Origin of the sequence: Afipia broomeae ATCC 49717 (assembly GCF_000314675.2) — a bacterium.
GTDB classification, from domain to species: Bacteria; Pseudomonadota; Alphaproteobacteria; order Rhizobiales; family Xanthobacteraceae; genus Afipia; species Afipia broomeae.
Genome location: NZ_KB375283.1, coordinates 89,365 through 114,253, shown reverse-complemented (window position 1 = coordinate 114,253; position 24,889 = coordinate 89,365). Strand labels below are relative to the sequence as shown.

The 24,889-nt window shown below is 61.3% G+C and carries 23 protein-coding genes and 2 pseudogenes; 13 read left to right on the top strand and 12 right to left on the bottom strand.

Translation table 11 applies throughout. The annotated features are described in order from the left end of the window. Positions 1-45 precede the first annotated feature (45 nt). The 6 genes and pseudogenes from HMPREF9695_RS12975 to HMPREF9695_RS26965 all read left to right on the top strand — a co-directional run. Positions 46-456 (top strand): DUF4189 domain-containing protein, encoded by a 411-nt coding sequence (locus HMPREF9695_RS12975; protein WP_051055010.1) that lies wholly within the window; start codon positions 46-48, stop codon positions 454-456. 143 nt (positions 457-599) lie between these two features. Then, positions 600-1,310, top strand: a complete 711-nt coding sequence (locus tag HMPREF9695_RS12970) for a TetR/AcrR family transcriptional regulator (RefSeq protein WP_006021296.1) — start codon at positions 600-602, stop codon at positions 1,308-1,310. Then, a complete protein-coding gene (locus tag HMPREF9695_RS12965; RefSeq protein WP_006021295.1) occupies positions 1,307-2,080 on the top strand; it encodes an HlyD family secretion protein in 774 nt (257 codons plus the stop codon). Before HMPREF9695_RS12970 ends, HMPREF9695_RS12965 begins: the two co-directional genes overlap by 4 nt. After that, the gene (locus HMPREF9695_RS12960) at positions 2,077-3,018 is read left to right on the top strand and encodes an ABC transporter ATP-binding protein (protein ID WP_006021294.1); all 942 of its coding nucleotides are present in this window, start codon (positions 2,077-2,079) and stop codon (positions 3,016-3,018) included. The genes HMPREF9695_RS12965 and HMPREF9695_RS12960 overlap by 4 nt, the downstream gene beginning before the upstream one ends. Then, entirely contained in the window at positions 3,015-4,163 is a 1,149-nt protein-coding gene (locus HMPREF9695_RS12955; protein ID WP_006021293.1) for an ABC transporter permease, read from the top strand. The genes HMPREF9695_RS12960 and HMPREF9695_RS12955 overlap by 4 nt, the downstream gene beginning before the upstream one ends. Positions 4,164-4,170: 7 nt before the next feature. Next, positions 4,171-4,403 (top strand): annotated as a pseudogene (locus HMPREF9695_RS26965) (adenylate/guanylate cyclase domain-containing protein); the annotation flags it as partial. 80 nt (positions 4,404-4,483) lie between these two features. Here HMPREF9695_RS26965 and bcsS read toward each other — a convergent pair. From bcsS to HMPREF9695_RS12940, 3 genes are all read right to left on the bottom strand, one after another. Beyond that, the gene (bcsS, locus tag HMPREF9695_RS12950) at positions 4,484-5,245 is read right to left on the bottom strand and encodes a cellulose biosynthesis protein BcsS (protein ID WP_006021292.1); all 762 of its coding nucleotides are present in this window, start codon (positions 5,243-5,245) and stop codon (positions 4,484-4,486) included. 141 nt (positions 5,246-5,386) lie between these two features. Continuing rightward, positions 5,387-5,848 (bottom strand): DUF488 domain-containing protein, encoded by a 462-nt coding sequence (locus HMPREF9695_RS12945; protein WP_006021291.1) that lies wholly within the window; start codon positions 5,846-5,848, stop codon positions 5,387-5,389. A gap of 22 nt (positions 5,849-5,870) precedes the next feature. After that, on the bottom strand, positions 5,871-6,674 hold the full coding sequence (locus tag HMPREF9695_RS12940; protein WP_006021290.1) for a DUF72 domain-containing protein: 804 nt from the start codon (positions 6,672-6,674) through the stop codon (positions 5,871-5,873). Positions 6,675-6,971: 297 nt separating this feature from the next. On the opposite strand from HMPREF9695_RS12940, the gene HMPREF9695_RS12935 reads away from it, so the two are divergent. The 4 genes from HMPREF9695_RS12935 to HMPREF9695_RS12920 all read left to right on the top strand — a co-directional run bounded on the left by HMPREF9695_RS12935 (position 6,972) and on the right by HMPREF9695_RS12920 (position 11,358). Continuing rightward, a complete protein-coding gene (locus tag HMPREF9695_RS12935) occupies positions 6,972-8,084 on the top strand; it encodes a glycosyltransferase (RefSeq protein ID WP_006021289.1) in 1,113 nt (370 codons plus the stop codon). Next, complete coding sequence (locus tag HMPREF9695_RS12930; protein ID WP_006021288.1) at positions 8,081-9,583, top strand: glycosyltransferase family 39 protein; 1,503 nt, start codon at positions 8,081-8,083, stop codon at positions 9,581-9,583. Before HMPREF9695_RS12935 ends, HMPREF9695_RS12930 begins: the two co-directional genes overlap by 4 nt. A 137-nt stretch (positions 9,584-9,720) precedes the next feature. Continuing rightward, on the top strand, positions 9,721-10,014 hold the full coding sequence (locus tag HMPREF9695_RS12925) for a hypothetical protein (RefSeq protein WP_006021287.1): 294 nt from the start codon (positions 9,721-9,723) through the stop codon (positions 10,012-10,014). Positions 10,015-10,239: 225 nt separating this feature from the next. Beyond that, on the top strand, positions 10,240-11,358 hold the full coding sequence (locus tag HMPREF9695_RS12920) for a DUF2778 domain-containing protein (RefSeq protein ID WP_006021286.1): 1,119 nt from the start codon (positions 10,240-10,242) through the stop codon (positions 11,356-11,358). Between the two features lie 18 nt (positions 11,359-11,376). Here the strand turns inward: HMPREF9695_RS12920 and HMPREF9695_RS12915 are convergent, their stop codons facing one another. The 5 genes and pseudogenes from HMPREF9695_RS12915 to HMPREF9695_RS12890 form a co-directional block, all read right to left on the bottom strand. After that, the gene (locus tag HMPREF9695_RS12915; RefSeq protein WP_006021285.1) at positions 11,377-12,555 is read right to left on the bottom strand and encodes an acyltransferase family protein; all 1,179 of its coding nucleotides are present in this window, start codon (positions 12,553-12,555) and stop codon (positions 11,377-11,379) included. 956 nt (positions 12,556-13,511) lie between these two features. Beyond that, positions 13,512-14,777, bottom strand: coding sequence for a hypothetical protein (locus HMPREF9695_RS12905; RefSeq protein WP_157223966.1), 1,266 nt, complete (start codon positions 14,775-14,777; stop codon positions 13,512-13,514). 20 nt (positions 14,778-14,797) lie between these two features. Further along, a protein-coding gene (locus HMPREF9695_RS25795) for an IS3 family transposase (RefSeq protein WP_085947356.1) occupies positions 14,798-15,939 on the bottom strand; the annotation gives its coding sequence in 2 pieces (ribosomal slippage) (positions 14,798-15,675 and positions 15,675-15,939; 1,143 coding nt in all). A gap of 45 nt (positions 15,940-15,984) precedes the next feature. Further along, positions 15,985-16,404 carry a caspase family protein gene (locus tag HMPREF9695_RS25790; RefSeq protein WP_083875192.1) on the bottom strand — a complete coding sequence of 140 codons (420 nt, stop codon included), beginning with the start codon at positions 16,402-16,404 and terminating at the stop codon, positions 15,985-15,987. Positions 16,405-16,642: 238 nt separating this feature from the next. Continuing rightward, a pseudogene (locus HMPREF9695_RS12890) lies at positions 16,643-16,922 on the bottom strand (SDR family oxidoreductase); the annotation flags it as partial. A gap of 199 nt (positions 16,923-17,121) precedes the next feature. Here HMPREF9695_RS12890 and HMPREF9695_RS12885 point away from each other — a divergent pair. After that, entirely contained in the window at positions 17,122-19,212 is a 2,091-nt protein-coding gene (locus tag HMPREF9695_RS12885) for a putative bifunctional diguanylate cyclase/phosphodiesterase (RefSeq protein ID WP_006021282.1), read from the top strand. Between the two features lie 110 nt (positions 19,213-19,322). Here the strand turns inward: HMPREF9695_RS12885 and HMPREF9695_RS12880 are convergent, their stop codons facing one another. Beyond that, on the bottom strand, positions 19,323-20,075 hold the full coding sequence (locus HMPREF9695_RS12880; RefSeq protein WP_006021281.1) for an SDR family NAD(P)-dependent oxidoreductase: 753 nt from the start codon (positions 20,073-20,075) through the stop codon (positions 19,323-19,325). 134 nt (positions 20,076-20,209) lie between these two features. Between HMPREF9695_RS12880 and HMPREF9695_RS12875 the strand changes: the two genes are divergently transcribed. Continuing rightward, positions 20,210-20,524, top strand: a complete 315-nt coding sequence (locus HMPREF9695_RS12875) for an ArsR/SmtB family transcription factor (protein WP_006021280.1) — start codon at positions 20,210-20,212, stop codon at positions 20,522-20,524. 35 nt (positions 20,525-20,559) lie between these two features. Here HMPREF9695_RS12875 and HMPREF9695_RS26385 read toward each other — a convergent pair whose 3' ends face one another. Further along, the gene (locus HMPREF9695_RS26385) at positions 20,560-21,429 is read right to left on the bottom strand and encodes an outer membrane protein (RefSeq protein ID WP_006021279.1); all 870 of its coding nucleotides are present in this window, start codon (positions 21,427-21,429) and stop codon (positions 20,560-20,562) included. 309 nt (positions 21,430-21,738) lie between these two features. Between HMPREF9695_RS26385 and HMPREF9695_RS25285 the strand changes: the two genes are divergently transcribed. After that, on the top strand, positions 21,739-22,707 hold the full coding sequence (locus tag HMPREF9695_RS25285) for an AraC family transcriptional regulator (RefSeq protein WP_006021278.1): 969 nt from the start codon (positions 21,739-21,741) through the stop codon (positions 22,705-22,707). A 135-nt stretch (positions 22,708-22,842) separates the two neighbouring features. Here the strand turns inward: HMPREF9695_RS25285 and groL are convergent, their stop codons facing one another. Beyond that, a complete protein-coding gene (gene groL / locus HMPREF9695_RS12860) occupies positions 22,843-24,483 on the bottom strand; it encodes a chaperonin GroEL (protein ID WP_006021277.1) in 1,641 nt (546 codons plus the stop codon). A gap of 56 nt (positions 24,484-24,539) precedes the next feature. Then, entirely contained in the window at positions 24,540-24,854 is a 315-nt protein-coding gene (locus tag HMPREF9695_RS12855; RefSeq protein ID WP_006021276.1) for a co-chaperone GroES, read from the bottom strand. Positions 24,855-24,889: the final 35 nt, after the last annotated feature.

Below are 24,889 nucleotides of genomic sequence, written 5' to 3'. Positions count from 1 at the left end.
TGTTCACCAAGTTGAAACGCCCTCCCGCCTAATGTCCTTTCCGGAATGACCTCGGGGGAGGGGACGTTGACGGCTTTCATGGCGGCGCGTTGCCGCGCACTTTTTGTTTTTGCTTTGGTTTCAGCTTTTGCCACCCATCTCGTCACAACACCGGCTTCCGCGGCCGGCGCGCTGGCGATTGGCAAGTGCGGCGCCTATGGCCAGGCGTTCGATTATCCGGCCGAGCAGGCTGCGCGGGCCGCGGCCCTCAAGCAGTGCAAGGGCGATTGCTCCGCCGTGACCATGAAGCGCGCCTGCGCCGCGCTGTCGCTCGATATGACCAAGCCTTGCGGGGCTCACGGCTACGCTGTTGCTCCGCGCATCTCGACCGCGCTCAATGACGCGATGAAGAAGTGCTACGCGTTCGGCGGCAAGGAATGTGTTATACGCGCCTGGGCTTGCGACGCAAAAGGCTAGTTTGCGGCTCCGCCCGGCCTTGCCGTTGCTCGGGGCAGCCAAGTCTCCTGTGTAATATTCTTATAATTCAATGACTTGCGCGATTTCTTGAAAGGATTGTCTTTATCCTTGAATATGACTGACCAGTCAGTCATATTCAAGGAATGGCAAAACTTCCCCTGATCGACACCCGTCCCCCCAAAGATGAACCCGCGCGCGGTGCACGAACGCGCGCGTCCGCAGATCGCACTGCGCCATCGCGCCCGTCAAAGCGCGCGGTCGGCGCGACCGAACGGCGGGCTGCGATCATCGCAGCGGGTCTCGATGAATTCACCGCGAAGGGCTTTGCCGCAACGCGCCTCGACGATGTGGCCAGGCGCGCGGGTGTCGCCAAAGGCACGATCTATCTGCACTTCAAGGACAAGGAAGTGCTGTTTCAGGAACTGGTGCGCACCGCGCTCGGACCATTGATCACACGGATTTCGAATCCGCAGATCGGGGCGGGAGCAGGATCGGCGCGCGCAGCGATCGAATTATTGGCCGAGACGTTTGCCCGCGAGGTCATCGGCACAAAACGCGCCGATATCGTGCGGATGATTATTGCCGAAGGCACGCGCTTCCCGCAGCTTGCGGAATTCTACTACCGCGAGGTGGTTGCACACGGCATCGCCGGAATGCGCAAGCTGATCGCATACGGCATCGCACGCGGTGAAATCCGTAACCCGGGGCTGGCGGAATTTCCGCAACTTCTGGTCGGGCCGCTGGTTGTCGCGGTGATTTGGCAAGGTCTTTTCGGAAAGCAGGCACCGCTCGATGTTGCCGCGATGCTGCGGGTTCATCTCGATCTGATTTTCAATGAAGGGAAAGCGACATGATTTCGTCGCGAAGCATTGCACGGGGCCTCGTGCTGTTGCTGGCCTCGATAAGTCTGGCCGGTTGCTGGGATTCCAAAAATCCCGGCTATCAGGGATGGGTCGAGGCCGACATGATCTTCGTCAGCCCGGACGAGCAGGGTCGTGTGGTCAAACTTAATGTCCGCGAGGGCGACAAGGTCGAGGTCGGCATGCCGCTCTATGCCGTCGATGACGATCTTCAGCAGGCCGCGCTGAACCAGAGCAATGCCACGCTCGCCAACGCGCAGCAGGCCTACGATCGCGCGGCGTCTCTGAGCAAGACCGGCTCCGGCACACAGGCCAATTTCGATTCCGCGCTGGCCGGGCTGCGCGTCGCCGAGGCACAGGTGAACACATCGCAGACGCGGCTGGCGCGCCGGCGCATGAACGCGCCCATCGCCGGCACGATCCAGCAGATCTATTTTCGCGAAGGCGAAACCGTTCCTGCGCAGAAGCCGGTGGTGTCGATCCTGCCGCCCGGCAACATGAAGGTTCGCTTCTTCGTGCCGGAGCCCGAGTTGCCGAAGTTGAAGGTCGGCGAGGACGTTCGCGTGACATGCGACGGTTGCGCCAGCGATCTGACCGCGAAGATCTACTTTATCGCGACCATGGCGGAATACACGCCGCCCGTGATCTACAGTCTCGATGAGCGCTCGAAGCTGGTCTATCTGATCCAGGCGCGGCCGAACAAACCGGATAGCCTGCGCGTCGGTCAGCCGGTCAGCATCTTCACAGACGGCAAGACGCCGTGAGCACCGACACCGCACAATCAGATATCGCGATCGAGGTCCATGGCCTGTCGAAGTCGTTCAACGGCCGTGAGGTGGTGCACGACCTGTCGATGCAGGTGAAGCGCGGCTCGATCTACGGATTTCTCGGTCCCAACGGCTCGGGCAAGACCACGACCATCCGCATGCTCTGCGGCCTGCTGACGCCGGACAGCGGCGAGGGGACATGCCTCGGCTACGACATCCGGCGCGATGCCGACAAGATCAAGCGGCGCGTCGGCTACATGACGCAGCGCTTCAGCCTCTATCAGGACCTGTCGGTGCGCGAGAACCTGGAGTTCGTCGCGCGGCTTTACGGCGTGCCGGACCCGCGCGGCGCGGCGCGCGAGATGATCAAGCGCATCGGGTTGTCGGGGCGCGAAGAACAGCTTGCCGGCGAACTGTCCGGCGGCTGGAAGCAGCGGCTTGCGCTGGGCGCCTGCACATTACCAAGTCCTCAGTTGCTGCTGCTCGACGAGCCGACCGCCGGTGTCGATCCCAAGGCGCGGCGCGAATTCTGGAACGAGATCCATGCGCTGGCGGCGGAAGGGCTCACCGTGCTCGTGTCGACGCACTACATGGACGAGGCCGAGCGATGCCACGAGATCGCGTATATCGCATACGGCAACCTGCTGGTGCACGGCACCGTCGAAGACGTCATCGCGAAGTCGGCGCTGACGACCTACACCGTCACCGGCGAGGGATTGAACAAGCTGACCGCCGATCTCACCGGCAAGCCTGGGGTCGATATGGTCGCGCCGTTCGGCACCAGTCTGCATGTGTCGGGACGCGATGCGGCAGCGCTCGAGGACGCAATCGCGCCATACAGGTCTGGCGGCGATACGATATGGCACAAATCCGAACCATCCCTCGAAGATGTCTTCATTGAGTTGATGAGCCGCTCGAAGGATAACTTCCAATGAGCGCAACTGAAACAAGCAACGGCGGTGCGCGTGGCTTCTGGCAGCGCACTTATGCGATGCTGGTGAAGGAATTCCTTCAGCTCCGCCGCGACAGAGTCTCGTTCGCGATGATCGTGATGCTGCCGATCATGCAACTCCTGCTGTTCGGCTATGCCATCAATACCACGCCGCGCAATCTGCCGACCGCCGTGCTGTTGCAGGAGGACAGCGACCTCGGACGCTCGATCCTGAAGGCGCTGCAGAACACCGCCTATTTCCGCTTCACGCGCGAGGTTCACACTGTCGCTGAATTCGACAGTCTGCTCGAGTCCGGCAAGGTTCTGTTCGGGGTCGAGATTCCGCGTGGCTTTGAGCGTGCCGTCCGGCGCGGCGACAAGCCCGCGTTGCTGGTGGCGGCGGATGCCACCGATCCGGTGGCGTCCGGCTCTGCGCTCGGCGCGCTGGGACAGATCGCGCAGTCGGCCCTCAAGCATGATCTTTACGCCGGCGATCCGCCTTCGATGCCGTTCGAAATCCGTGCCCATGCGCGTTACAATCCGGCGGCGGAGTCGCGGCTGAACATCGTGCCGGGTCTGGTCGGGACGATCCTGACCATGACGATGCTGATTTTTACCGCGCTGTCGGTGACGCGCGAAATCGAACGCGGCACGATGGAAAACCTGCTGGCGATGCCGATCACTCCGGTTGAGGTGATGCTCGGCAAGATCATTCCCTATGTGCTGGTTGGTTTTCTCCAAGCCACCATCATCATCGGTATCGGCCACTTCCTGTTCCATGTGCCGATCCTCGGCAGCCTGTCGGTGTTGGCCGCCCTTTCGACACTGTTCATCGCGGCCAATCTGTCGATCGGCTACACGTTCTCGACCATTGCGCAGAACCAGCTCCAGGCGATGCAGATGTCGATGATGTTCTTCCTGCCGAACATTCTCCTGTCCGGATTCATGTTTCCATTCGCGGGCATGCCGGTCTGGGCGCAATGGATCGGTGAGGCGCTCCCGCTAACCCACTACATCCGCATCGTCCGCGCCATCATGCTGAAAGGCGCGTCGCTGGAGAACCTGCAGTACGACGCCATCGCTCTGTGCGTGCTGGTGCTGGTCGCCATGAGCATCGCTGTCACGCGATTCCGGCGCACTTTGGATTGAGGCCGCTGGCCGACGCTGTAAGGGCAATATCGGATTGCCGCGGCGCAAGGAATACCGTCATCGGTGACACGGTGAATTTCGCGGCGCGGCTTGAAGCCCTCAACAAGGAGTTCAATTGGCAGTTTCTGATCTCGTCGGCCGTCCGCGAATCTCTTGGCAGCATGCGCCGACGCGCTCTCGCTCGGCGAGGTCGCGGTGAAAGGCTATGAACAGCCGATAGCGGTCTGGCGTCTGGGTTGACCGGTTACGCGGTTGCCGGTTTCGGATTTGGCCGCTTCAACGGTCCTTAGGTTTGGTGTCGACCAAAGTCCAGGCCTGCGCTACCGGCGCGTGAGCACACCGATGCGCCCATAGACTCCGGAGCGGTGGCTGTTGTCCTGGACATAGCCTGCGCCCAGCGACCACTCGAAAGCCGACATTTTGAACGATGTCAGGTGGGCGCCGATCCGGTACTGCCGATAGACCGCATCGCCCGACGTTTCCACTTCGGGTCCCGCCCAGAACCGATCCCTGACGCGCCAGCCGGCAGCGGCGCGCACACCGAAACTGTTGCCGATGGTCGAGCCGGAGATCGACGATGCCAGCATCACTGTCGCCGTCGGCTCCCACCACAGGTCCGCGGCGACACGCAGTCCGACATGATTGCCGCGCAGGCCGTTTCCTGGATCGTCCGGAGAATAGCGATGGTTCTGGACATCGGGACCGGCGAAGACCTTGATTTCGAAGTCGCCGCGCTTGATCCGCCAGCCCGGCAGGACGGCGCCGAGCAGTCCAGTGCCGCGAATGTTGTTGGTGCCGGCGAGATAACGGTAGCTGCTTTGCGCAAGGAGCAGCTTGAGGGTGAAGCCATCCTGATTGAGGCCACCGGGTGCCCACTGAAGGCCGCCGTAGAAAGAGCCGCCACTGCGCCAGAGATCGAACCCGCTGAAATAGAGAAACTTCTCGGGATATGCGCCGCCGCTGAGAGCGCTGGCCGGTGGCAGCAGAAGATCATTCAGGGGATCGGCCGCAGTTGGAGAGCCTCCGCAAAGCAACGCGGCGGCGGCGACGCAAAACGCGCGCACCCTTCCAACGCAACGCATGGAGCCCCCAAGCCCCGGACACAAAAATACTTACGTAAAAATGCCTCGTGATTAGAGCGTCAAAGGGGGAGTTCGTCTAGCGAACGAGCGGGAACGCGCCGTGAACGGGCTGGAAAAATTTTCCGCCAGCCTGTGGATAACTCAGAACTGCGGGGCGACCAGGTTTTCGATCTTCACGCCTTCGCGGTCCTCAATGATCTCGGCAATGAACTTGCGATGGCAGGCTGTGTGATCGCGCTCGTAACAGAGAATACAGACCGGTCCGGCTTTCATCACCAGTGCCGCAAGCTCATCCATCTCCGCGCGCGCCTGCGGGGTTTTCAGATGCGCGTGATAGATTTTCGACAGCGCCTTCATGTCGCCGCTGCGCGCGGCTTCGCGGCCATCCTTCGGTGTGCCGAGGCCCCGCAGATGGACGTAGGATATGCCGCGCTCATCAAGACCAGCGGCAAGCTGGGTCTTCGAGAAGCCGGGACGGCGCGATGATGCGATCGCCCGCACGTCGACGAGGAGCTTCACGCCCGCGTGTTGCAGTTCATCGAGAACTGCCTTCGGCGGCGTTTGTTCGTAGCCGATAGTGAAGAGCTTTTTGGCTTTGGCCATGCTGTCTCCCGTCCTCGTTCGCTCACGTCACGCGCTCGATCAATTCCATCGCCCCAGCCGGAGCCCGGATTTTCCCCTCGTGGATCACATAGGCGAATACATCGCGGGGTTCTTTCTTCGGCGGCGTCTTGTCGGAGCGGGCAAGGTCATCCGGTTCGCTGCCCTGCGCCCACAACGTCAATCGCTTGGCCCATGCATCCAGTTCCTTGGGCGGGTAGGCGGTCTTCACCGTATCCTTGCCGGTCTGGAGGCGGACGTAAACGAAATCGGAGGTTATGTCGGCGATCGCCGGATACTTCGCATGATCGGCGTAGACCACCGCGACGTTATGCTTGCGCAGCAGCGCGATGAACGCCGGCGTGCAGAAACTGTCATTTCGCACTTCGACCACATGGCGCAGGGCGAGGCCATCGAACTGGCGTGGCAGCAGGTCGAGAAAGGCGCCGAAGTCGGCTTCGTCGAACTTTTTGGTCGGCGCAAACTGCCACAGCACGGGGCCGAGCCGGTCGCCCATTTCCGTGACGCCGGAATCGTAGAACCTCTTGATGGAATCCCCGGCCTCCGCCAGCACGCGGCGGTTGGTGGCGAACCGCGGGCCCTTGACCGAGAAGACAAAGCCGTCCGGGACCTCGCTGGCCCATTTGCGGAAGCTTTCCGGCTTCTGCGAGCCGTAATAGGTGCCGTTGATCTCGATCGAGGTCAGCTTGGAGGCGGCGTAGGACAGTTCTTTCGCTTGGGTCAGCTTCTCCGGATAGAACACGCCCCGCCAGGGCGCGAAGGTCCAGCCGCCGATCCCGATATGAATTTGACCTGATTTCTTAGCCATTTCCCGTTTCCCTTGGAGACCCTTGCGGAACGCCGGTTGCGTACCTATCTCGTTTCTATCGGCAATGTTGCAGCTTCCGCTCCATTGCCGGGACGACCACGAGAAGAACCGTGAGAAGTTGAGCGCGCCGGATGTACGCGCAGACTTGATTCTCTCACTGGTTTCCCTCCGTGGTCGTTGGCATTTCTGGACCCCTGAATGCCCGCGGCCACCCGATTTCCAGCCATTATCGCACCGAAATCGCGTCCCGGCAGGGCGTCTTGGCATCGTCCGGTCCCCCGGATATACGCTGGCTCCATGACTGAGGCCATCTCACCCGGGGCAGCACCTGCACGTCAATTGTGTGTCGTGGTGCCGACTTTCAAAGAGCGCGACAACGTTCCCAAGCTTTTTGCAAAGCTGGACGCCGCGCTGTCCGGCATCGCGTGGGAGGTCATATTCGTCGACGACAACTCGCCGGACGGGACCTGGGAGGTTGCGCGTCAACTGGCCCAGACCGACTCCCGGGTTCGGTGCATTCGCCGGATCGGCCGTCGCGGGCTGTCCGGCGCCTGTATCGAAGGCATCCTGGCCTCAAGCGCGCCCTATGTCGCGGTGATGGACGCCGACCTTCAGCATGACGAAACCCAATTGCCCAAGATGCTCGGGCTGCTGCAATCGGGGCAAGCCGAACTCGTGGTCGGCAGCCGTTATGTCAGCGGCGGCGACACCGGCAGTTTCGGGAGTGCGCGCCTTGGCGGCAGCGTGCTTGCGACCAACATCGCAAAGAAGCTGCTGCATGTCGAAATCGCCGACCCGATGAGCGGGTTTTTCATGATCCGCCGCGAACGGTTCGAGCAGCTTGCGCCGTCCCTGTCGGTGCAGGGCTTCAAGATCCTGCTGGATATCGTGGCGACTGCCGGCGGAAAGCTCCGCGTGGTCGAGGTGCCGTTTTCGTTCGGCGCGCGCCAGCACGGCGAGAGCAAACTGGATTCACTGGTCGTGCTGGACTTCCTCGGTCTCGTGCTGGCCAAGCTGACCGGCGATCTGGTGTCGCTGCGCTTCCTGCTGTTCGCGCTGGTCGGTGCAATCGGTCTCTTCGTTCACTTCGCCACGCTGTACACGTCGCTTGCGCTCAACGTCCCGTTCGCCGAAGCGCAAGGCGTAGCTGCGTTTGTCGCGATGACCGGAAACTTTCTGCTCAACAACCAGCTCACCTATCGCGACCAGCGCCTGAAGGGCGGTGCTCTCATTCGCGGTCTCCTGCTGTTCTATCTCGTTTGCAGCGTCGGGCTTCTCGCCAATGTCGGCGTTGCGGCGACCGTGTTCGATCAGGAGCCGATCTGGTGGCTCGCCGGTGCAGCCGGTGCCCTGATGGGCGTGGTCTGGAACTACGGCGTGTCCAGCCTCTTCGTCTGGCGCGCAAAATGATCTCCGAGACGAAACTGGCGCGCGGTGCGGCTTTCACCGTAGCCGCGCTGGTGCTGCTTCGTCTGGTCGCGGCGGCGTACACGCCGCTGACCTTTGACGAGGCCTACTACTGGACGTGGTCGAAGCATCTGGCCGGCGGGTACTACGATCATCCGTCGATGGTCGCGGTGGTGATCCGGCTCGGCACGATGATCGCGGGCGACACGGAATTCGGTGTTCGCTTGGTATCGATCCTGCTCGCGCTGCCGATGAGCTGGGCGGTCTATCGCGCCGCGCGGATTCTGTTCGATGATGCGCGGATCGCCGCGACGGCGACGATCCTGCTCAACGCTACCCTGATGGCGTCGGTAGGCACCACCATCGTGACGCCGGATGCGCCGTTGATGGTGGCAGCGGCCTTTGTCCTGTACTTTCTCGCCAAAATTCTGGAGACCGGCCGCGGTATCTGGTGGCTTGGCGTCGGCGCAGCGGCAGGCTTCGGACTGCTCTCGAAATACACCGCGCTGTTTTTCGGCGCGCAGATCCTGCTGTGGCTGGTGCTGATGAAGGAGCAGCGGCGGTGGCTGGCATCGCCGTGGCTTTACGCCGGCGGCATCGTCGCCGTTGCGATCTTCTCACCGGTGATTCTGTGGAATGCCGATCATCAATGGGTGTCGTTCATCAAGCAGCTTGGCCGCGCGCGCGTCGCGGATATGACGCTCAAGTATCTCGGCGAAATGATTCCGACGCAGTTCGCATTCGCAACGCCGTCCGTATTCATTCTTGGTATGCTCGGCCTCTACGCTCTGGCTCGGGGCAGGGCGGCGAACGCTGCGAGCGCCACGCTGATCAACATCAGCGTCTGGATGATCTTTCTCTACTTCGTCTGGCACTCGCTGCACGCCCGTGTGGAGGCCAATTGGCTCGGACCGATCTATCCGGCATTCGCGATTGCAGCCGCATTCGCCGTGTGGGGCACGACATGGAATGCGCGCGAGCAGCGTACGGTGAACTGGTCGCGCCGTCTCGCGCTGCCGATCGGCGTAATTTTGTTCGTGGTTTTGATCGTCCAGACCAACACCGGGCTACTCACCGGCTTCCGCCGCGATGCCACCGTGCGCAGCGTCGGGGTCGGCTGGCCTGAACTGGCCAAGGAGATCGAAGCGCTCCGCATCAAACAAAATGCAAGCTGTGTGCTGGCGGCGGACTACGGCACCACGTCATGGATGATGTTCTACCTGCCGAAGGGGACATGTGTCGCGCAGTTTCAGCAGCGCTATCGCTGGACTTTCATGCAGGAGCCGGACGCGAATCTGCTGACGGGCAAAGCGCTGCTGATTGGTCCGGTGGATTCCAGTCCGTATTACCGTGCGAGGTATGCCCGCTCCGAGAAACTGGCCGAACTCACCCGCAAGCGCAGCGGCGTCGGCTTCGAGACCTACCAGGTCGACCTGCTCGACGGCGTGAAAGGCGAGACGCTCGACCGCTCGCCCGCGCCCGAGCTTGGCGGGCCTCAATAAAATCCGCGTTCCGTTGCTTCCCAAACGTTGCCGCCGCGCGCTCATTATTTGCGCGCGATGCGGAGAAATGATGCGGGAACGGCTTTGACGGCCGATGCGTTGGCTCACTACCATCGAACTATCCAGGGAGGCGGTCCATGGGGAAGGTTGCCGGTTTGGTTGCGTTGGCCGTCGTTGTCTGCGTGCAGCCGTGCTTCGCGCAGGGAACCGAACAGGAGCGCGAGGCCTGCACGCCGGATGCCATGCGCCTGTGCGGACAGTTCATCCCCGACGGCGGCCGTGTCGAGACTTGTCTGCGGAACGCGGGCCCGCGGCTCAGCCCGGCCTGTTATGCGGTGTTCAATCCGCCGCGCGCGGCGAACCAGCCGCGGTCCGCGCAACAGCCGTCCCGGAAAGCGCCTCCGCCGCCGCCCGATGACGACGAGGATTGATGGAACCCGGCTGGTCTGAGGGTCTGCCTTACATCTGCCCTCACTTAATCCGCATTTAACTAAATGCCGCCTTAATGCCGCTCCGCACCTTTGCGAGATGTCGCGTGGGGAACTCCAAGCTCCGCAAGGCAACTGACGCTGGCTCGCTTTCGCATGCGCTGTTCGCGCGTGAACTGCCGAATGCAGCCAGCGGAACAAGGTGGGATTGTTCTGGATGCAAGGCGTATGAGTACCAGTTCTGTCGCGCGTACCGGCTTCACAGCCCATCACCACGGACGTTCCAAGAGAACCTCCAGCCCTTTGAATATTGCAGGCGGCGCAGCGATTGCGTTCGTGACTCTTGCCTGTGGCTGGACGCTCTACAGCAATGTGTTCGGCAGCAATCCATTCGGCACCGGCTATGAACTGGCGTCGCGTGACGCGCGTGTCGTGTTCGTCCCCGCAGGCCCCGGCCTCGACCAGCAGGCCTTCACAGATCGTTTCGCTGCGCTCACCGACGTTGCCGCCGACGAGGCGCCCGCACTCACCGTCGAGCAGAAGAACTACGCCGCGCTGATGGACGTGACCCATTCGCTCGGCGCGCCGCCGGTGACGTTCAAGCCGACCGTCGTTGCTGCGCCCGACACGCCGAAGCCCGGCCCGTCGCGGGCTGAGATCGCCAAGGCGCCCGATGTCGCGCTGCCGCCGACGACACCTGCGCGCGTCGCCAGCATTCCGCTTCCGGCTTCGCGCCCGGGCGACTTCAAGTTCGCGCAGCAGCCTCGCGTCAAGCCCGGCCACTCCGAGATGGTGGAGCGGGCGAAGAACGCCGCGCTCGCGGCGATGGCCTCCAAGACGCCGAGCCTGTTCGACAAACTGTTCGGCAAGACACCCGCGCCGGGTCCCGTGCTGGCCTATGCCGGCTCCGATGGCGGCGTGATGAACGATGGCACCTCGGCAACCCCGGCGGGTTCGAGCGAAGACGACAAGCTCACCGCGATCTACGACATCACCGCGCGCACCGTGTACATGCCCGACGGCTCGAAGCTGGAGGCGCATTCCGGCCTCGGATCGAAGCTGGACGATCCGCGCTACGTCAATGTCCGCATGCACGGCGCGACGCCGCCGCACATCTACACCCTCAAGCCGCGCGAATCGCTGTTTCACGGCGTGGCGGCGCTGCGGCTGACGCCGGTGGGCGGCGAGGGCGCGATCCACGGCCGCACCGGACTGCTTGCGCACACCTACATGCTCGGGCCGAACGGCGATTCCAACGGCTGCGTGTCGTTCAAGGACTACAACGCATTCCTGAAAGCCTATCAGCGCGGCGAAGTGCGCCGCCTGGTCGTCGTCGCGAGCATGTAACCGCGCGCAAAACCTGCATCATTGCGACAGCGCGGGCTTCGCCGCTGCGCTGTCCGGCGCACGGGACGCGGCGGCGGGCGCGGTGCCCATGCCGAGCAGCCAGCGCATCGGCCGCCACGGCCGGATCAGCCAGTGATACATCGCCAGCGAAACCGCGACAGTCGCGAGCAGGATCACCGTAACCTTGCTCCAGACCGGCAGCGGCAGGTTCATCACCTCGACGCCGATCAGCAGCAGCACCGCATGGTGGATGATGTAGACCGGCAGCGTGGCCGCGGCGAGGTATGTCAGAGCCGGCGTGGCGACGGCAGGCTTGAAGCGAATGGCGAAGCCGAGCGCGGCGCAGACGCAGAACCACGCCGTCAGTCCGACAAACACCCGTCCCGGCGTGGAGACGCCAAAATACGCCACGCCGGCGAAGGCCAGCACCATCAGGACGGCGAAGCGCGGCGCCTGCGCGCGCAACTGCACGTCGATCCCCGGCCATGCCGCGATCATGGCGCCGAACGTCATGTACATCGCGAAGTAAAAGAAGTTGGTCCAGTCGCCGATCAGGTTCGGCAGGAAGGGCCAGTAGCCGTTAAACGCCGCGAGGTAGAGGCCGAGCGGCAGCGCGGGCAGAAACAGCACCGCGGCATTCAGCTTCGACGGGTCCGGCGCGCGGCGCGCCAGCAGCACCAGCAGCGGCAGAAGCATCAGCGAGATGATGAGAAGGTAGCCGAGGAACCAGAGGTGCGACCATGTCAGCAGGTTCAGGATGCCGAGATTGCGCGGGAAGAAATCGAAAAAGCCGAGCGGGACGCTGGGGTCGACATCGAGCATCTGCTGCAAGGTGCGGGCCTTGCGCAGGCCGTGAAAGCCGAAATCGCGGCCCTGCATCATCTCGATATATTTGATGATGGTGCCGGAGGTCACGACCCCGAAGAGCAGCGGAACGAACAGCCGCACCACGCGGGTCCTGGCGAATTCCAGCGGCCCGCGCGCGCGCAGCGAGGCCACCGCGGTATAGCCCGCGATGGTGAAGAACGTCGCCATCGCCGAGATGCGGATGAACTCGGTCGCGAGGGTGGCGAACTGCGACGGCTCCGCGCTCTTGATGTGATAGTTGGGGTCCGCCGAGAAAATGATGAGCGCGTGCGCGAGGATGACAGCCGCACACAATGCGATACGCAACACCTCAAGGTCAGTCCGGCGCATGGTGCTCAACGTTTCCGAAAATCCGCGAAATACAGGGTTTGTGAAAAGCCGCGCATCTTATCCGGCGGGCTCACGGGAGGGCAAGGCGCGGGGGCTTCATTCCCGCGTGAGGGGTGATCTGTCTCTCTCTCTCTCTCTCTCTCTCTCCGGTCGTCCCCGCGAAGGCGGGGACCCATACTTCCTGAACCATCGTCGTTCTCGCGAGTGCGGACCAACGCTTTCCTTTGTCACCAGAAAACCCGGTGGTTATGGGTCCCCGCCTTCGCGGGGACGACACTGAAGGCGTCATGCGCATCGTGCTTCATCTCCCTGTTTAGATGTGCGCCATCGCCCCTGTTGTTGTGACGGCGTCGCGCGCGGGGCTTGCCCCGTTCGCGCAAAAGACAACCCGCGCCACCAGCGGCCACGCGCCATCGCCCCTGTTGTTATGACGGCGCGGGGGCGCCCGAAGTTCTTTCATCGCTTCGCCCTTCAATGAGGGCGCGCGGAACGCCGGATGCGCGAGCGCATCCGCAGCCCCGTGTGCAAAAGTGAAAAGCACACGAGCATAGTCACCACGAACACGCCGAAATCATCCGGCGTTCCGCACGCAATGGTTGGAACGGCCTGTTTCGCGCTCTCCCCGGTGGACGGGCTCTTTCGCCACCGTTCTGGAAACTACGATCTTCCGCCTTCTTCGCGAACGAAGCGACGGCTCGATGTCTCCGTTCGACGCCAGCATCGCGGCGCCAGGACCACACGACTTCAACCGTCCGCGAGCTGCGCTGTCGTCATCCGGCGCACTTTTCATGTGCCGGATCTGACGCCGCACGCGGCCACCGCATCCCGCCCCGCGTATCGTGACGATCGCGAAACGCCCCTCATGACGGGGCGGGATGAATAGGAATATAAGCCTATGATGGGGAATGTCAAGTTATGATGCAAGGAGGCCGAAAATTTCCGATCTGCTTTGTCGGTCACCACCAGTTTATCTTCTTCAAGAGTGCCCCATAGGCATCCGCGACATCGGAGAACCGTTTTTCAGATTGAGAAAAGAAACCCGCTTTAAGCAAATCCCAATTTGGCCCTTTCTTTTTGGCGTTGCTGACGAATCGGCCATAAGGTGCGTTTGCACGACCGCTTGACTCCTTCCACGCAAAACGTCCCGGTGGTCCCCAGACGTGCTGCGATGGGTCTTTATCTCTGAGGTCAGCATAAGAGAGAGCAACCAGAATCTCAAAATCATCAAATAGCTGGTCGTAGCTTCGTCCCAAAAATAACTGGTCCTCGAGAATAGGTTGAAGTCGCTTATAAAGATGCTCGCTGCGGGGCACATACATTCGTTCATGGCCGGGCAAACGTTTGAATTGCTCCACGACCTCAGTCATGTAGCTGACTGCAGCTAGCACCGCAGGCGGGTTGGTTTGGTCCAAGATTGGCTGCTCAGAGTAAACAGGAGCGAAGAGCGAGGTTTTGAGAGCGGCGGATCTATTTGCTGAAAGCGCAGAGATTCCCCCGGCGTACATCAAAAACAAGATTGGGTACCAAAAGAGTCTAATCCAAGCGACTATGCCAGATTGAGGGTGCTCAATTTCCGAAATACGTGAGTAGATGTTTTGGAGGATATGGAGCTGATCCGTTTCGGCCCAGCGAGCAAGCAAAATGACCACAATAGCAAGATCATCTATCGCATCCTCGTAAAGTTGAATTCTTGCCGAGAACTCCTCGTTTGTCAGTGGGGCGTTGGCTGGAAATTTGTCTTGCGAAAGTGCAGCGCTAGTCTTTCGTAGGACTTCATTTATGAAGTCATTGAGTTTGATCTTCTGCGTCGGATCGGTGAGAAGTCGTTTAAGGGTTTCGGCCACAGTTTCGGCTGCGGGCGCCACCGGTGCGGGAATCGACGGAGCTTTGATAAAAATATCCAAATCGGGCTGTAGTTTTGTAGAGTCTTTGATTTCGAGATTTTCTAATTCCGAAATATCAAAAATGAAATCGCCGTCCCCATCCAAGAAGCCAAAGTGTGGTGTTTGGTGGGATTGGGGGTCTGCTCCCACTCTATCATAAACATAGGCCATTAGAGCGTAACCTGTAAGTATTCCCTTGCCCGCAGCAGCTCCATTCATTCCATCGAGAAGATGTGATGTGAAAATTGAATGTCCAGGACGGGTGCCCCCGCCATCAGATACGACTTCATCGGCTTTGCCAGCAGTGAGTACTTGCCGAGAATATTGACCGGCCCCCACTGAGTGGTCCGATCGGAATGTTAGTTTAGGGATTGCATTTTGACTACCTCCTTTGGTGCTGGCCAGACGATGGCTTCGGGTGCCGGTGGTCGATATCCAAGCGATGAGTGTGGACGCACCGTGTTGTAGTGACGTCGCCAGTTTTCGATCACGATCTGGGCCTCCTTCAATGTGTAGAAGATTTCGCCGTTGAGCAGTTCATCGCGCAGCTTGCCGTTGAAGCTCTCGCAATAGCCATTCTCCCACGGACTGCCCGGCTCGATGTAAGCAGTCCTGGCTCCGACGGTGGCGATCCAATCCCGCAGCGCCTCGGCGACGAACTCAGGGCCATTGTCCGAACGTATGTGCGCAGGGATGCCCCGCGAGACGAACAGCTCGCAGAGCGCTTCGATGACGTCAGTTGCTTTGAGCTTCCGCGCGACACGGATGGCCAGGCTCTCACGGCTGAACTCGTCGATGATGCACAACATCCGGAACGCCTTGCCGTCGTGGGTGCGGTCGGCGACGAAGTCATAGGACCAGACATGGTTGGGTCGCTCCGGCCGCAGACGGATGCATGAGCCGTCGTTGAACCAGAGACGCCCGCGTTTAGGTTGTTTTAGGGGGACCTTCAGCCCCTCGCATCGCCAGATCCGCTCAACACGCTTCTTGTTCACCATCCAGCCGGCTCTGCGAAGCAACGCCGTAATTCGGCGATATCCGTAGCGGCCATATTGGCGGGCAAGCTCGATGATGTCGGCAGTCAAAGCCGCCTCGTCATCGGGTGTCGTTGGAGTCTTGCGCTGCGTCGATCGGTGTTGACCCAAAGCCCGGCACGCCCGTCTCTCGGAGATGCCAAGCTCGGCTGTTACATGATCGACGCAAGCACGGCGTCGGGAGGGGCTTAGAAGTTTCCCTTTGCGGCCTCCGCCAGGATCAGCTTGTCCAGCGTCAGATCCGACACCGCTCGCCGGAGACGATTGTTCTCAGTCTCCAGCTCTTTGAGTCGCTTCACCTGATCGCCCTTCAGGCCACCGTACTCGTTTCGCCATCGATAGTACGTTACTTCCGTCACGCCTATCGCTCGGACTGCGTCTGCTACCTGCCGGCCCTGTGCCATCAGCACATCAACCTGCCGCAGCTTCGCAACGATCTCTTCAGCCGTATGCCTCTTCCTTGCCATTGATCTTATCCTCCATCCGAAAATCATACTTCAGGGAGGACCACTTCAAAGGGGGCAGATCAGTATTAGGTCCGCATTTCTTGTTAGTTCATCCCACCGAATGAGGGTTGCTAAATCATCCGCTTTGCCATCGACGGGCACCAAAAATCCCGTTTCTCCACGCCGCCCAGAAACGGTGTGCCCGTGCCCTGCAAAAAAGACTAACACTCTATCGTCGGCTTCAGTGACCGATTCGCCAGCTAGACGTAAGAATGCTCGCAGGATATTTGCACGCGTAGCATCTTCGTTAAGAAGTACCTCCACGTTCGGCTTTGGGAAAGCAAATAGGTCAACGAGGCTTTTAGCTATTGCGGTGGCGTCATTGCACGCATGGAGTAGGGGAGAAACATACTGATATTTGTCGATACCAATGATTATCGCACGGCTTTCCCTATACTTGGGAAGATACGTTTCTATGTTTGGCACGAATAATTCCTATTTCAGGGACTGAGTATTGACGCGGCGAAGGTTCTCTTAAAAGGTGAAAGTACACAACAAAAACCCCGGCATCGCTGCCGGGGTTTTGCATTTGGTAATTGCTGAGAGAGATTCCGGGTCTGCGGAGCGGCATGAAAAATGCCGCACCGCGCCCGGAATGACGGCTTCTCTCAGAAGTCCGATGTCGCCCAAGCCGTAACGCAGGGTCGTTGGGACTGTCAGCCGCTTACCTGAACCCGCCCGTCACGTGCAGCGTTTCGCCGGTGATGCAGGAAGCTCCTTCGGAGGCGAGGAAGGCGACGACCGAGGCGATCTCCTCGACCTTGCCGACGCGGCCTATCGGGGCGGCGGTTTCGATCCAGGTGCGCAGCTCGCCTTCATGGATGCCTGCGGACTTGACGCCTTGACGATCATGCCCGGATTGACCGCGCTGACGCGGATCTTGCGCGCGCCAGTTCCTTCGACAGCACCTCAATGATCGCATCGGCCGACGCCCTGGCCGCGCTGGTGGCCTCGTACCAGCGGCGAAACGCTCTCATCAACGCGGCAAAACATCGTGAATAATTCCTGTCTCGGGGGCTGTTAAGCCGGCCCGCGCCCCAGCGTCTTCACCGACTGGAAAGGCTGTTTGCACGTTCTGCGCATGGAAACGCGTCCGAAACGGGGGATTAATACGTATGCGATCTGGTAGTCCCGGAGTTCGCAATGTCCAATTATTCAAATCTGTTGTTCGTTTATCATCACGGGTTGATTTTCATTGCCGCCGCGGTGTGCCTGTTCGGCACCTGGGTTGGAATGCGCCATTTCGCCCGTGCCCGCGCCACAGAGGGAGCCACCCGCTATGGCTGGCTGTTCATGGCCTCGCTTGGTACCGGCGCTGCCCTCTGGGCATCCATCTTCATCTCTATCCTGTCTCAGGCGCCGCTGTTGCCCAGCGGCTTCGATCTCGCGCCCGTCGCGGGCGCTCTTCTGATTGCGATCGTCTCATGCGCTCTCGGGTTTGAAATCGGCAGCCGCAAGCGGCCGTCGCTCGCTCCCGAACTCGGCGGCATGGTGGTTGGCGCAGGCATTCTGGCCATGCACTACGTCGGCCTCAAGGGATGGCACGTCGCCGGTACCGTCACCTGGAACTGGTTCGGCATCGCGATCAGCATCATTTTCGGGCTTGGGCTCGGAGCCTTGTCCGTCAACCGGGCGAACCGGCCCGTGACCCGTTACTGCCGCCACGGCGCGGCTGTCGTGATGACGTTTCTCGTATGCGTCATGCATTACACGCTGCTGGCGTCTCATCACTTCATTGCCGACAGCGCTGTCCCCCTGCCGCCGAATCTTGTCTCGGCGCATACCCTCGCGATCGGTGTCGTCGGCGCGGTGCTGCTCGTCATCGGCAGCGGTTTTTCGTCGTACATCATCGATCTGCGCTCGCGCACCGAGGCAGCGGAGCGGATCTATCAACTGTCGTTCAACGACACGATGACCGGCCTGCCAAACCGTGTCGCCTTTAACGAGCGTCTGGCTTTCGATGTCTCGGACGCCCACGAGAAAGCTCACAAGCTCGCCGCGTTCTCGATCGATATCGACGGGTTCAAGGACGTCAACGATGTGTTCGGGCACAGCGTCGGAGATCTCGTGCTGATCGAGGTCGCTGAACGCATACGCCGGATTCTGCAGCCCGGAGAATTTCTGGCGCGGCAAGGCGGCGATGAGTTTCTCGCCCTGCAAATGTCCGGAAATCAGCCGGTCACGGCGCAGCAATTCGCAGAGCGTATCAGCGCGGCCCTGCGCGAACCGTTCAATGCAAAGGGTACGCCGGTCAAGCTGACGGCTTCGATCGGCTACGCTATATTCCCGACCGATACGCCGGAACGCGATCAATTGCTGAGCAACGCCAAGCTCGCCATGCATCGCTGCAAAATCACCCAGCGGGGAACGATAGGCCGTTACGATCAGCGGATGGATGAACCGGCGCGCGACCGCCGGGCTCTGGCGCGCGACCTTCACTCCGCCATCGAGGGCAACGAGCTTCACCTCTGCTATCAGTTGCAGACGTCCCTGGCGGACGGATCGATCCGGGGGGCGGAGGCCCTGATGCGCTGGACTCATCCAACCCGCGGCGTCGTCTCGCCGGGAGAATTCATCCCGCTCGCCGAGGAATCCGAACTGATCATTCCGATGGGCATCTGGGCCTTGAGAACCGCCTGTCGCGATGCCGCCGAAGGCAAGGTTCCGGGCGTTGTGGCCGTCAATCTGTCACCGGTTCAGCTCAAACAGCCCGATCTGGTGGAAACCATTCACACGATCCTGCTGGAAACAGGTCTTTCTCCATCGCGGCTTGAAGTCGAGATCACCGAATCGTCGCTGATGAAGGATCAGACCAGCGCGATGCACGTTCTTCGCAGACTGAAGGGCATGGGCGTGGCAGTCGCGATGGACGATTTTGGCACCGGTTATTCGTCGCTGGCGACGCTGCACGCGTTTCCGTTCGACAAGATCAAGCTCGACCAGTCGTTCGTCCGTAAAATTCCCGAAAACATGTCTGCCGTCGCCATTGTGCGGACCGTGCTGGCGCTGGGCAAGAGTCTCGGAATTCCCGTCCTTGCCGAGGGCATCGAGACGGAGGAGCAGCTGCGTTTTCTCGCGCGCGAGGGCTGCGATGAAGGGCAGGGCTATCTGATGGCGCGGCCGGTTGAAGCGGGAAAACTTGCGGATGCCATCGCTGCAATCGAGCGGCGCACGGCGCAGCACGTTGACTTTGACGATGCCCTGAGCCGGTCCGGCAGTATCGCCGCAGCATAATCAACCCCGGCATCGCTGCCGGGGTTTTGCATGTCGTATTTATTTGTTCGAGATTCCAGGTCTGCGGAGCGGCAATGAAGAATGCCGCACCGCGTCCGGTTGGCTGCCGCTTACTTGAATCCGCCTGTCACGTTGATGGCTTCGCCGGTGATATAGGACGCATCGTCCGAGGCGAGGAAGGCGACGGCGCCCGCGACTTCCTCCACCTTGCCGACGCGGCCGAGCGTGGTGATGGATTCGATCTGGGTGCGCAGTTCGCCCCGGTCGAAGCCAGCGGTCTTCACGCCTTCGGTGATGATCATGCCCGGATTGACCGCGTTGACGCGGATCTTCTTCGCGGCCAGCTCCTTCGACAGCACCGACGTGATCGCATCCACCGACGCCTTGGTCGCCGTGTAGACCGCCGAGCCCGGCGGGGTGATGGTCGTGACGCCGGAGGAGATGTTGATAATGCTGCCGCCGTTGGCGCTGAAGTGCTGCGCGGCTTCCTGCGAGACGAGGAGGAGGCCGAGCACGTTCAGGTCGAAGTGCCGGTGGAAATGCTCCGGCGTGATCGCCTCCAGCGGGGCGAACTCGTAGACGCCGGCATTGTTCACCAGAACGTCGATCGGCCCCAGCGCCTTCACCGTCTCAGCGACCACGGATTTCGCGGCCTTCGGATCGGCCAGATTGCCGCCGACCGCCACGGCCTTGCCGCCCTTGGCCTTGATCTTGGCCACCACATCGTCCGCGCCCTGCTTGCTCGACGCGTAGTTGACGGCGACGCTGGCGCCTTCCGCGGCGAGACGCAGCGCGATTTCCGCGCCGATTCCCTTCGATGCGCCGGTGACCAGCGCAACCTTGCCTTCGAGTTTCTTGGTCATGATCGTGTTCCTTGATCTCTCGTTCCGAGCCGCCAGCGATCCGGTACGGACCGGCGGCCCGGAGGTTCCATGTTTCAGTAGTTCGGAAATATTGAACTATTGAACCGGTTCAAGGGGCGGCCTATATTATTTTTATGGTTCAGTTCGTTCATCCCGCGAGGCAGGACATCACGCTGGCTGGCGTGCTCGCCGCGCTGGCCGATCCGGCGCGGCTGATGATCGTCAAGAGCCTGATCGGCCAGAAGGATTGCATGTCGTGTACGGCGGCGGCGCCGTGCCCGGACATGGCGAAGTCGACGCTGTCGAATCATTTCCGCGTGCTGCGCGAGGCGGGCCTGATCCACACCACCAAGCAGGGCGTCGAGCATCGCAACGCCGTGCGCGTGGCCGACATCAACGCGCGCTTTCCGGGGCTGCTGAAGACCATCCTCAAGCACGCGGACGAATAGGCTGCTGCGATGCCTCGCAGCCGCGCGGTCGCGTCCTAGTAGCGGAAATTCAAGCCGGCCCGCACGATGTCGTAGGCATTGCTGAAGGTCACATTGGCAAAGCCGTTGCCGGTCGCGGGGCTCTGGACGTTCAGCCGGATCGTCTGGTCGCCGAGGTCGATGTGGAGATATTCGGCCTTCAGCGTGATGTTGGGCAGGATCGCATATTCAAGGCCGCCGCCTGCGGTCCACCCGGCGGAGGTTTGTGAGGCTGCACCGGAAAGACAGGTCGAGAAGCCGTTGCAGATGATCGTTGTCGCGGCGCCGACGTTCCAGCCGGTGGCGTGAATGATCGAGATGGCGGCCTGCCCCTTGGTTTCGCCATAGGCGAGGCCCGCCGTGGCGAAGGCGAGCAGCCGGTCGGTGATGAGATAGCCGAGGCGCGCGCGTACGGTGCCGAACCACTTGAGCTGATGCGAGGAGGTCGCGCCGAGATCCACGCCGCCGCCACTGTCGGGTGCTGCAAAAAGCGCGCTGCTCTTCAGGTTCGCGTATTGAAGATCGGCTTCGAAGCCGGTGATCCAACTCGGCGCGACCTGCCAGTTGTAACCAAACTGCCCCCCGCCGGCGAATCCGGACATGCGATACGCCTGGCGGTAGGCGGGATGATTGGTGCTCGGCCCCTGTAGGGACTGGTCGACGAGCCCGTCCGTGAAGATCGTGCCGGCGCCCGGAATCGTTCCGAAGGAATCGCCACTGAACGCGGCATCCTTGTCCTGCCAGCCATAGCCAGCATTGAGACCGGCATACCATCCGGTCCAGCTATAAATTTTGGCCGATGGCGCCTTGAGGGGAAGGTCGGCAGCCAAAGCTGGCGATAACGCCGCGATGGAAAGAATGGCGCCGGTCGCAATCAACGTCTTCATCCTGAAATGCCTTCTCAGTCGGTACTCGTCTGCTGTGTGATGTGAGGGATTCCGCTTCGCCTGTCTTGCACGCGGCGGAACAGCAATTGCACTCGGCGGCAGGCCTGCGGAAATCGTTCGCCATGTTGCGCCGTTACAACGATGCAGAGGGCCATATCGCCGTGATTGACCTCGACGGCGCTGGGCTTGATTTATGCGGCAGGAGTGCCCGTTTTCGTGCCACCTGTTGGGTCGCCAGCCGCTGCCGTTCACGGTGGCGTGTGGTAGGGTGGTAGGAAAGGGAACCCATTTGCAATACAGCAGGCGAACATGCCGAAGGTCGATTACTCGTCGGATCAGCTTCCCGCGCATTTGAGTGACAAGGCGCGCTTCATGTTGTGGCGCGATATCTGGCTGGAGCAGCTCGGCGCGGCCGAGATCAAGCACGCTGACGACAAGCCGTTCGCGACGTCGTCCAGGAATGTCATGCTCGGCAATCTCGGCGTCAGCCGGTTCAGCACGACCACGAACCACTACGTTCGCACCCGCAAGCATGTCGCCAATGACCGGGACGACATCTACATCGGATTTTATCGCAGCCCCAAGCCGCAAATCTGGAGTGCGGGCAATCGCGATCTCGCCATGAAGAACGGCAGCGTGATGGCCTATAATATCGCGCAACCATGTTCGAGCTTCACCGATGGCGTCACCTCATGGGTGATGGCCTCGATCCCGCGCGCGCAGATTCTCAAGGTCGTGCCGCATGCCGACGATCGCCCGGTAACCGCGCTCGACAGAAGCGATCCGATTGTGCGGCACCTCGAGCACACCATCGATTTTCTGCTCAATGCCGATGAAGTGCATGAATCGCCGCCTTTGATGCAGCATGCCGAAACCATGCTGGCCGATCTGATCGCGCTGGCGCTGGGCGCGCGCGGCGACGAAGCCCAGGTCGCGCAGACGCGCGGCCTGCGTGCCGCCCGCCTGCGTGAACTTTTGTCGATCATCGAGGCGCGTTTTGCCGATCCCTCGCTCTCACCCGCCGCAATTGCGGAGAGTCTCGGGCTGTCCGACCGCTACGTGCGGGACCTGTTGTTTGAAAGCGGCGAGACGTTCTCCGAACGGGTGCTGGAATTGCGCCTGCAGAAGGCGCGCGCCATGCTCTCCGACCTGCGTTTCGACAGGCTGAAGGTGTCGGATATTGCGCTGGCCAGCGGCTTCAACGAAGTGACTTATTTCAACCGCCGCTTCCGCGCGCGCTTCGGCTGCTCGCCGACGCAATATCGCGGCGGGTTGTGAGGCGGGGGCGCGGGGTATTCTCGCGCAATGAGAATGCCGCGCCGCCCTCGGAATGACAACGCGGAGCGAACAGAAAAGAAAAGGCCCGGATTGCTCCGGGCCTCTTGCATTTCGTAACTGCGAAAGACGCGTGGATCAGAAGTCCATGCCGCCCATGCCACCGCCCGGCATTGCCGGTGCGCCGGCGCCACCCTTCTTCGGCACTTCAGCGATCATCGCTTCGGTGGTGATCAGCAGCGCCGCAACCGAAGCTGCGTTCTGGATCGCCGCACGCACGACCTTGGTCGGGTCGATGATGCCCTTGGTGACGAGGTTGCCGTATTCGCCGGTCTGCGAGTCGAAGCCGTAGGAATACTGCTCTTTCTCGAGCACCTTGCCGACGATGACCGAGCCGTCTTCGCCTGCGTTGATGGCGATCTGGCGGGCCGGAGCGGAGAGCGCCTTGCGGACGATCTCGACGCCGGTCTTCTGGTCGTCGTTCGCGGTCTTGATGCGCTTGAGCTGCTCGGAGGCACGGAGCAGGGCGACGCCGCCGCCCGGCACGATGCCTTCTTCAACAGCCGCACGGGTCGCATGCATCGCGTCATCAACGCGATCCTTGCGCTCCTTCACTTCGACTTCGGTCGCGCCGCCGACGCGGATCACCGCGACGCCGCCTGCGAGCTTGGCCAGACGCTCCTGCAGCTTCTCACGGTCGTAGTCCGAAGTGGTCTCTTCGATCTGCGCCTTGATCTGCTGAACGCGGGCTTCGATGTCGGCCTTCTTGCCGGCGCCGTTGACGATGGTGGTGTTTTCCTTGTCGATCATCACCTTCTTGGCGCGGCCCAGCATGTTCAGGGTCACGTTTTCAAGCTTGATGCCGAGGTCTTCCGAGATCGCCTGGCCGCCGGTCAGGATCGCGATATCCTGCAGCATGGCCTTGCGGCGGTCGCCGAAGCCCGGAGCCTTCACAGCGGCAACCTTGAGGCCGCCGCGGAGACGGTTGACGACGAGGGTGGCGAGAGCTTCGCCTTCGACGTCTTCAGCAACGATGACGAGCGGCTTGCCGGTCTGCACGACGGCTTCCAGCAGCGGAAGCAGTTCGTTCAGCGAGGAGAGTTTCTTCTCGTTGATGAGGATGTAGGCGTCGTCGAATTCAACGCGCATCTTGTCGGCGTTGGTGACGAAGTAGGGCGAGATGTAGCCGCGGTCGAACTGCATGCCCTCGACGACGTCGAGTTCGGTGTCGAGCGACTTGGCTTCCTCAACGGTGATGACGCCTTCGTTGCCGACCTTCGCCATGGCCTTTGCGAGGAAGTCGCCGATTTCCTTGTCGCCGTTGGCCGAGATGGTGCCGACCTGGGCGATCTCGTCGTTCGACGTGACCTTCTTGGAGTTCTTGACGAGGTCTGCAACGACCGCTTCGACCGCGAGGTCGATGCCGCGCTTCAGATCCATCGGGTTCATGCCGGCGGCAACCGCCTTGGCGCCTTCCTTCACGATGGCCTGGGCCAGAACGGTCGCGGTGGTGGTGCCGTCGCCGGCAGCGTCTGCCGACTTCGAGGCCACTTCACGGACCATCTGCGCGCCCATGTTCTCGAACTTGTCTTCAAGCTCGATGTCCTTGGCGACGGTGACGCCGTCCTTGGTAATACGCGGAGCGCCGAACGACTTGTCGAGGACGACGTTGCGGCCCTTCGGACCGAGCGTCACCTTCACGGCGTTGGCGAGGATGTCGACGCCCTTGAGCATCTTGTCACGGGCTTCGACGCCGAATTTGACTTCCTTGGCGGACATGTTGGGTTTCCTTGAGTGTCAGGACAAGTTGGAATTCTGGGTGGGAGAGGGCGCTCTTAAGCGGCCTTCTTCTTGGCGCTGCCATCGGTGATGACGCCCATGATGTCGCTTTCCTTCATGATCAGCACTTCCTGGCCGTCGATCTTGACCTCGGTGCCGGACCACTTGCCGAAAAGGACGATGTCGCCGACGTTCAGGTCGATCGGGATCAACTTGCCGGCCTCGTCGCGGCCGCCCGGACCGACCGACAGGATCTCGCCCTGGGAAGGCTTTTCCTTCGCGCTGTCCGGAATGATGATACCGCCTTTGGTCTTCTCTTCGGCGTCGATGCGCTTGACCACGACGCGGTCGTGAAGCGGACGGAATTTCATGCAGTCCTCCTAATAGCTTGATAAGGCTAAGTTTT

Excerpts from the sequence above, each read along its gene's own strand:
- HMPREF9695_RS12975 (WP_051055010.1), top strand. The coding sequence starts at position 46 with ATGACCTCGGGGGAGGGGACGTTGACGGCTTTCATGGCGGCGCGTTGC.
- HMPREF9695_RS12970 (WP_006021296.1), top strand. The coding sequence starts at position 600 with ATGGCAAAACTTCCCCTGATCGACACCCGTCCCCCCAAAGATGAACCC.
- HMPREF9695_RS12965 (WP_006021295.1), top strand. The coding sequence starts at position 1,307 with ATGATTTCGTCGCGAAGCATTGCACGGGGCCTCGTGCTGTTGCTGGCC.
- HMPREF9695_RS12955 (WP_006021293.1), top strand. The coding sequence starts at position 3,015 with ATGAGCGCAACTGAAACAAGCAACGGCGGTGCGCGTGGCTTCTGGCAG.
- bcsS (WP_006021292.1), bottom strand. The coding sequence starts at position 5,245 with ATGCGTTGCGTTGGAAGGGTGCGCGCGTTTTGCGTCGCCGCCGCCGCG.
- HMPREF9695_RS12945 (WP_006021291.1), bottom strand. The coding sequence starts at position 5,848 with ATGGCCAAAGCCAAAAAGCTCTTCACTATCGGCTACGAACAAACGCCG.
- HMPREF9695_RS12940 (WP_006021290.1), bottom strand. The coding sequence starts at position 6,674 with ATGGCTAAGAAATCAGGTCAAATTCATATCGGGATCGGCGGCTGGACC.
- HMPREF9695_RS12935 (WP_006021289.1), top strand. The coding sequence starts at position 6,972 with ATGACTGAGGCCATCTCACCCGGGGCAGCACCTGCACGTCAATTGTGT.
- HMPREF9695_RS12930 (WP_006021288.1), top strand. The coding sequence starts at position 8,081 with ATGATCTCCGAGACGAAACTGGCGCGCGGTGCGGCTTTCACCGTAGCC.
- HMPREF9695_RS12925 (WP_006021287.1), top strand. The coding sequence starts at position 9,721 with ATGGGGAAGGTTGCCGGTTTGGTTGCGTTGGCCGTCGTTGTCTGCGTG.
- HMPREF9695_RS12920 (WP_006021286.1), top strand. The coding sequence starts at position 10,240 with ATGAGTACCAGTTCTGTCGCGCGTACCGGCTTCACAGCCCATCACCAC.
- HMPREF9695_RS12915 (WP_006021285.1), bottom strand. The coding sequence starts at position 12,555 with ATGCGCCGGACTGACCTTGAGGTGTTGCGTATCGCATTGTGTGCGGCT.
- HMPREF9695_RS12885 (WP_006021282.1), top strand. The coding sequence starts at position 17,122 with ATGTCCAATTATTCAAATCTGTTGTTCGTTTATCATCACGGGTTGATT.
- HMPREF9695_RS12880 (WP_006021281.1), bottom strand. The coding sequence starts at position 20,075 with ATGACCAAGAAACTCGAAGGCAAGGTTGCGCTGGTCACCGGCGCATCG.
- HMPREF9695_RS12875 (WP_006021280.1), top strand. The coding sequence starts at position 20,210 with ATGGTTCAGTTCGTTCATCCCGCGAGGCAGGACATCACGCTGGCTGGC.
- HMPREF9695_RS26385 (WP_006021279.1), bottom strand. The coding sequence starts at position 21,429 with ATGAAGACGTTGATTGCGACCGGCGCCATTCTTTCCATCGCGGCGTTA.
- HMPREF9695_RS25285 (WP_006021278.1), top strand. The coding sequence starts at position 21,739 with ATGCCGAAGGTCGATTACTCGTCGGATCAGCTTCCCGCGCATTTGAGT.
- groL (WP_006021277.1), bottom strand. The coding sequence starts at position 24,483 with ATGTCCGCCAAGGAAGTCAAATTCGGCGTCGAAGCCCGTGACAAGATG.
- HMPREF9695_RS12855 (WP_006021276.1), bottom strand. The coding sequence starts at position 24,854 with ATGAAATTCCGTCCGCTTCACGACCGCGTCGTGGTCAAGCGCATCGAC.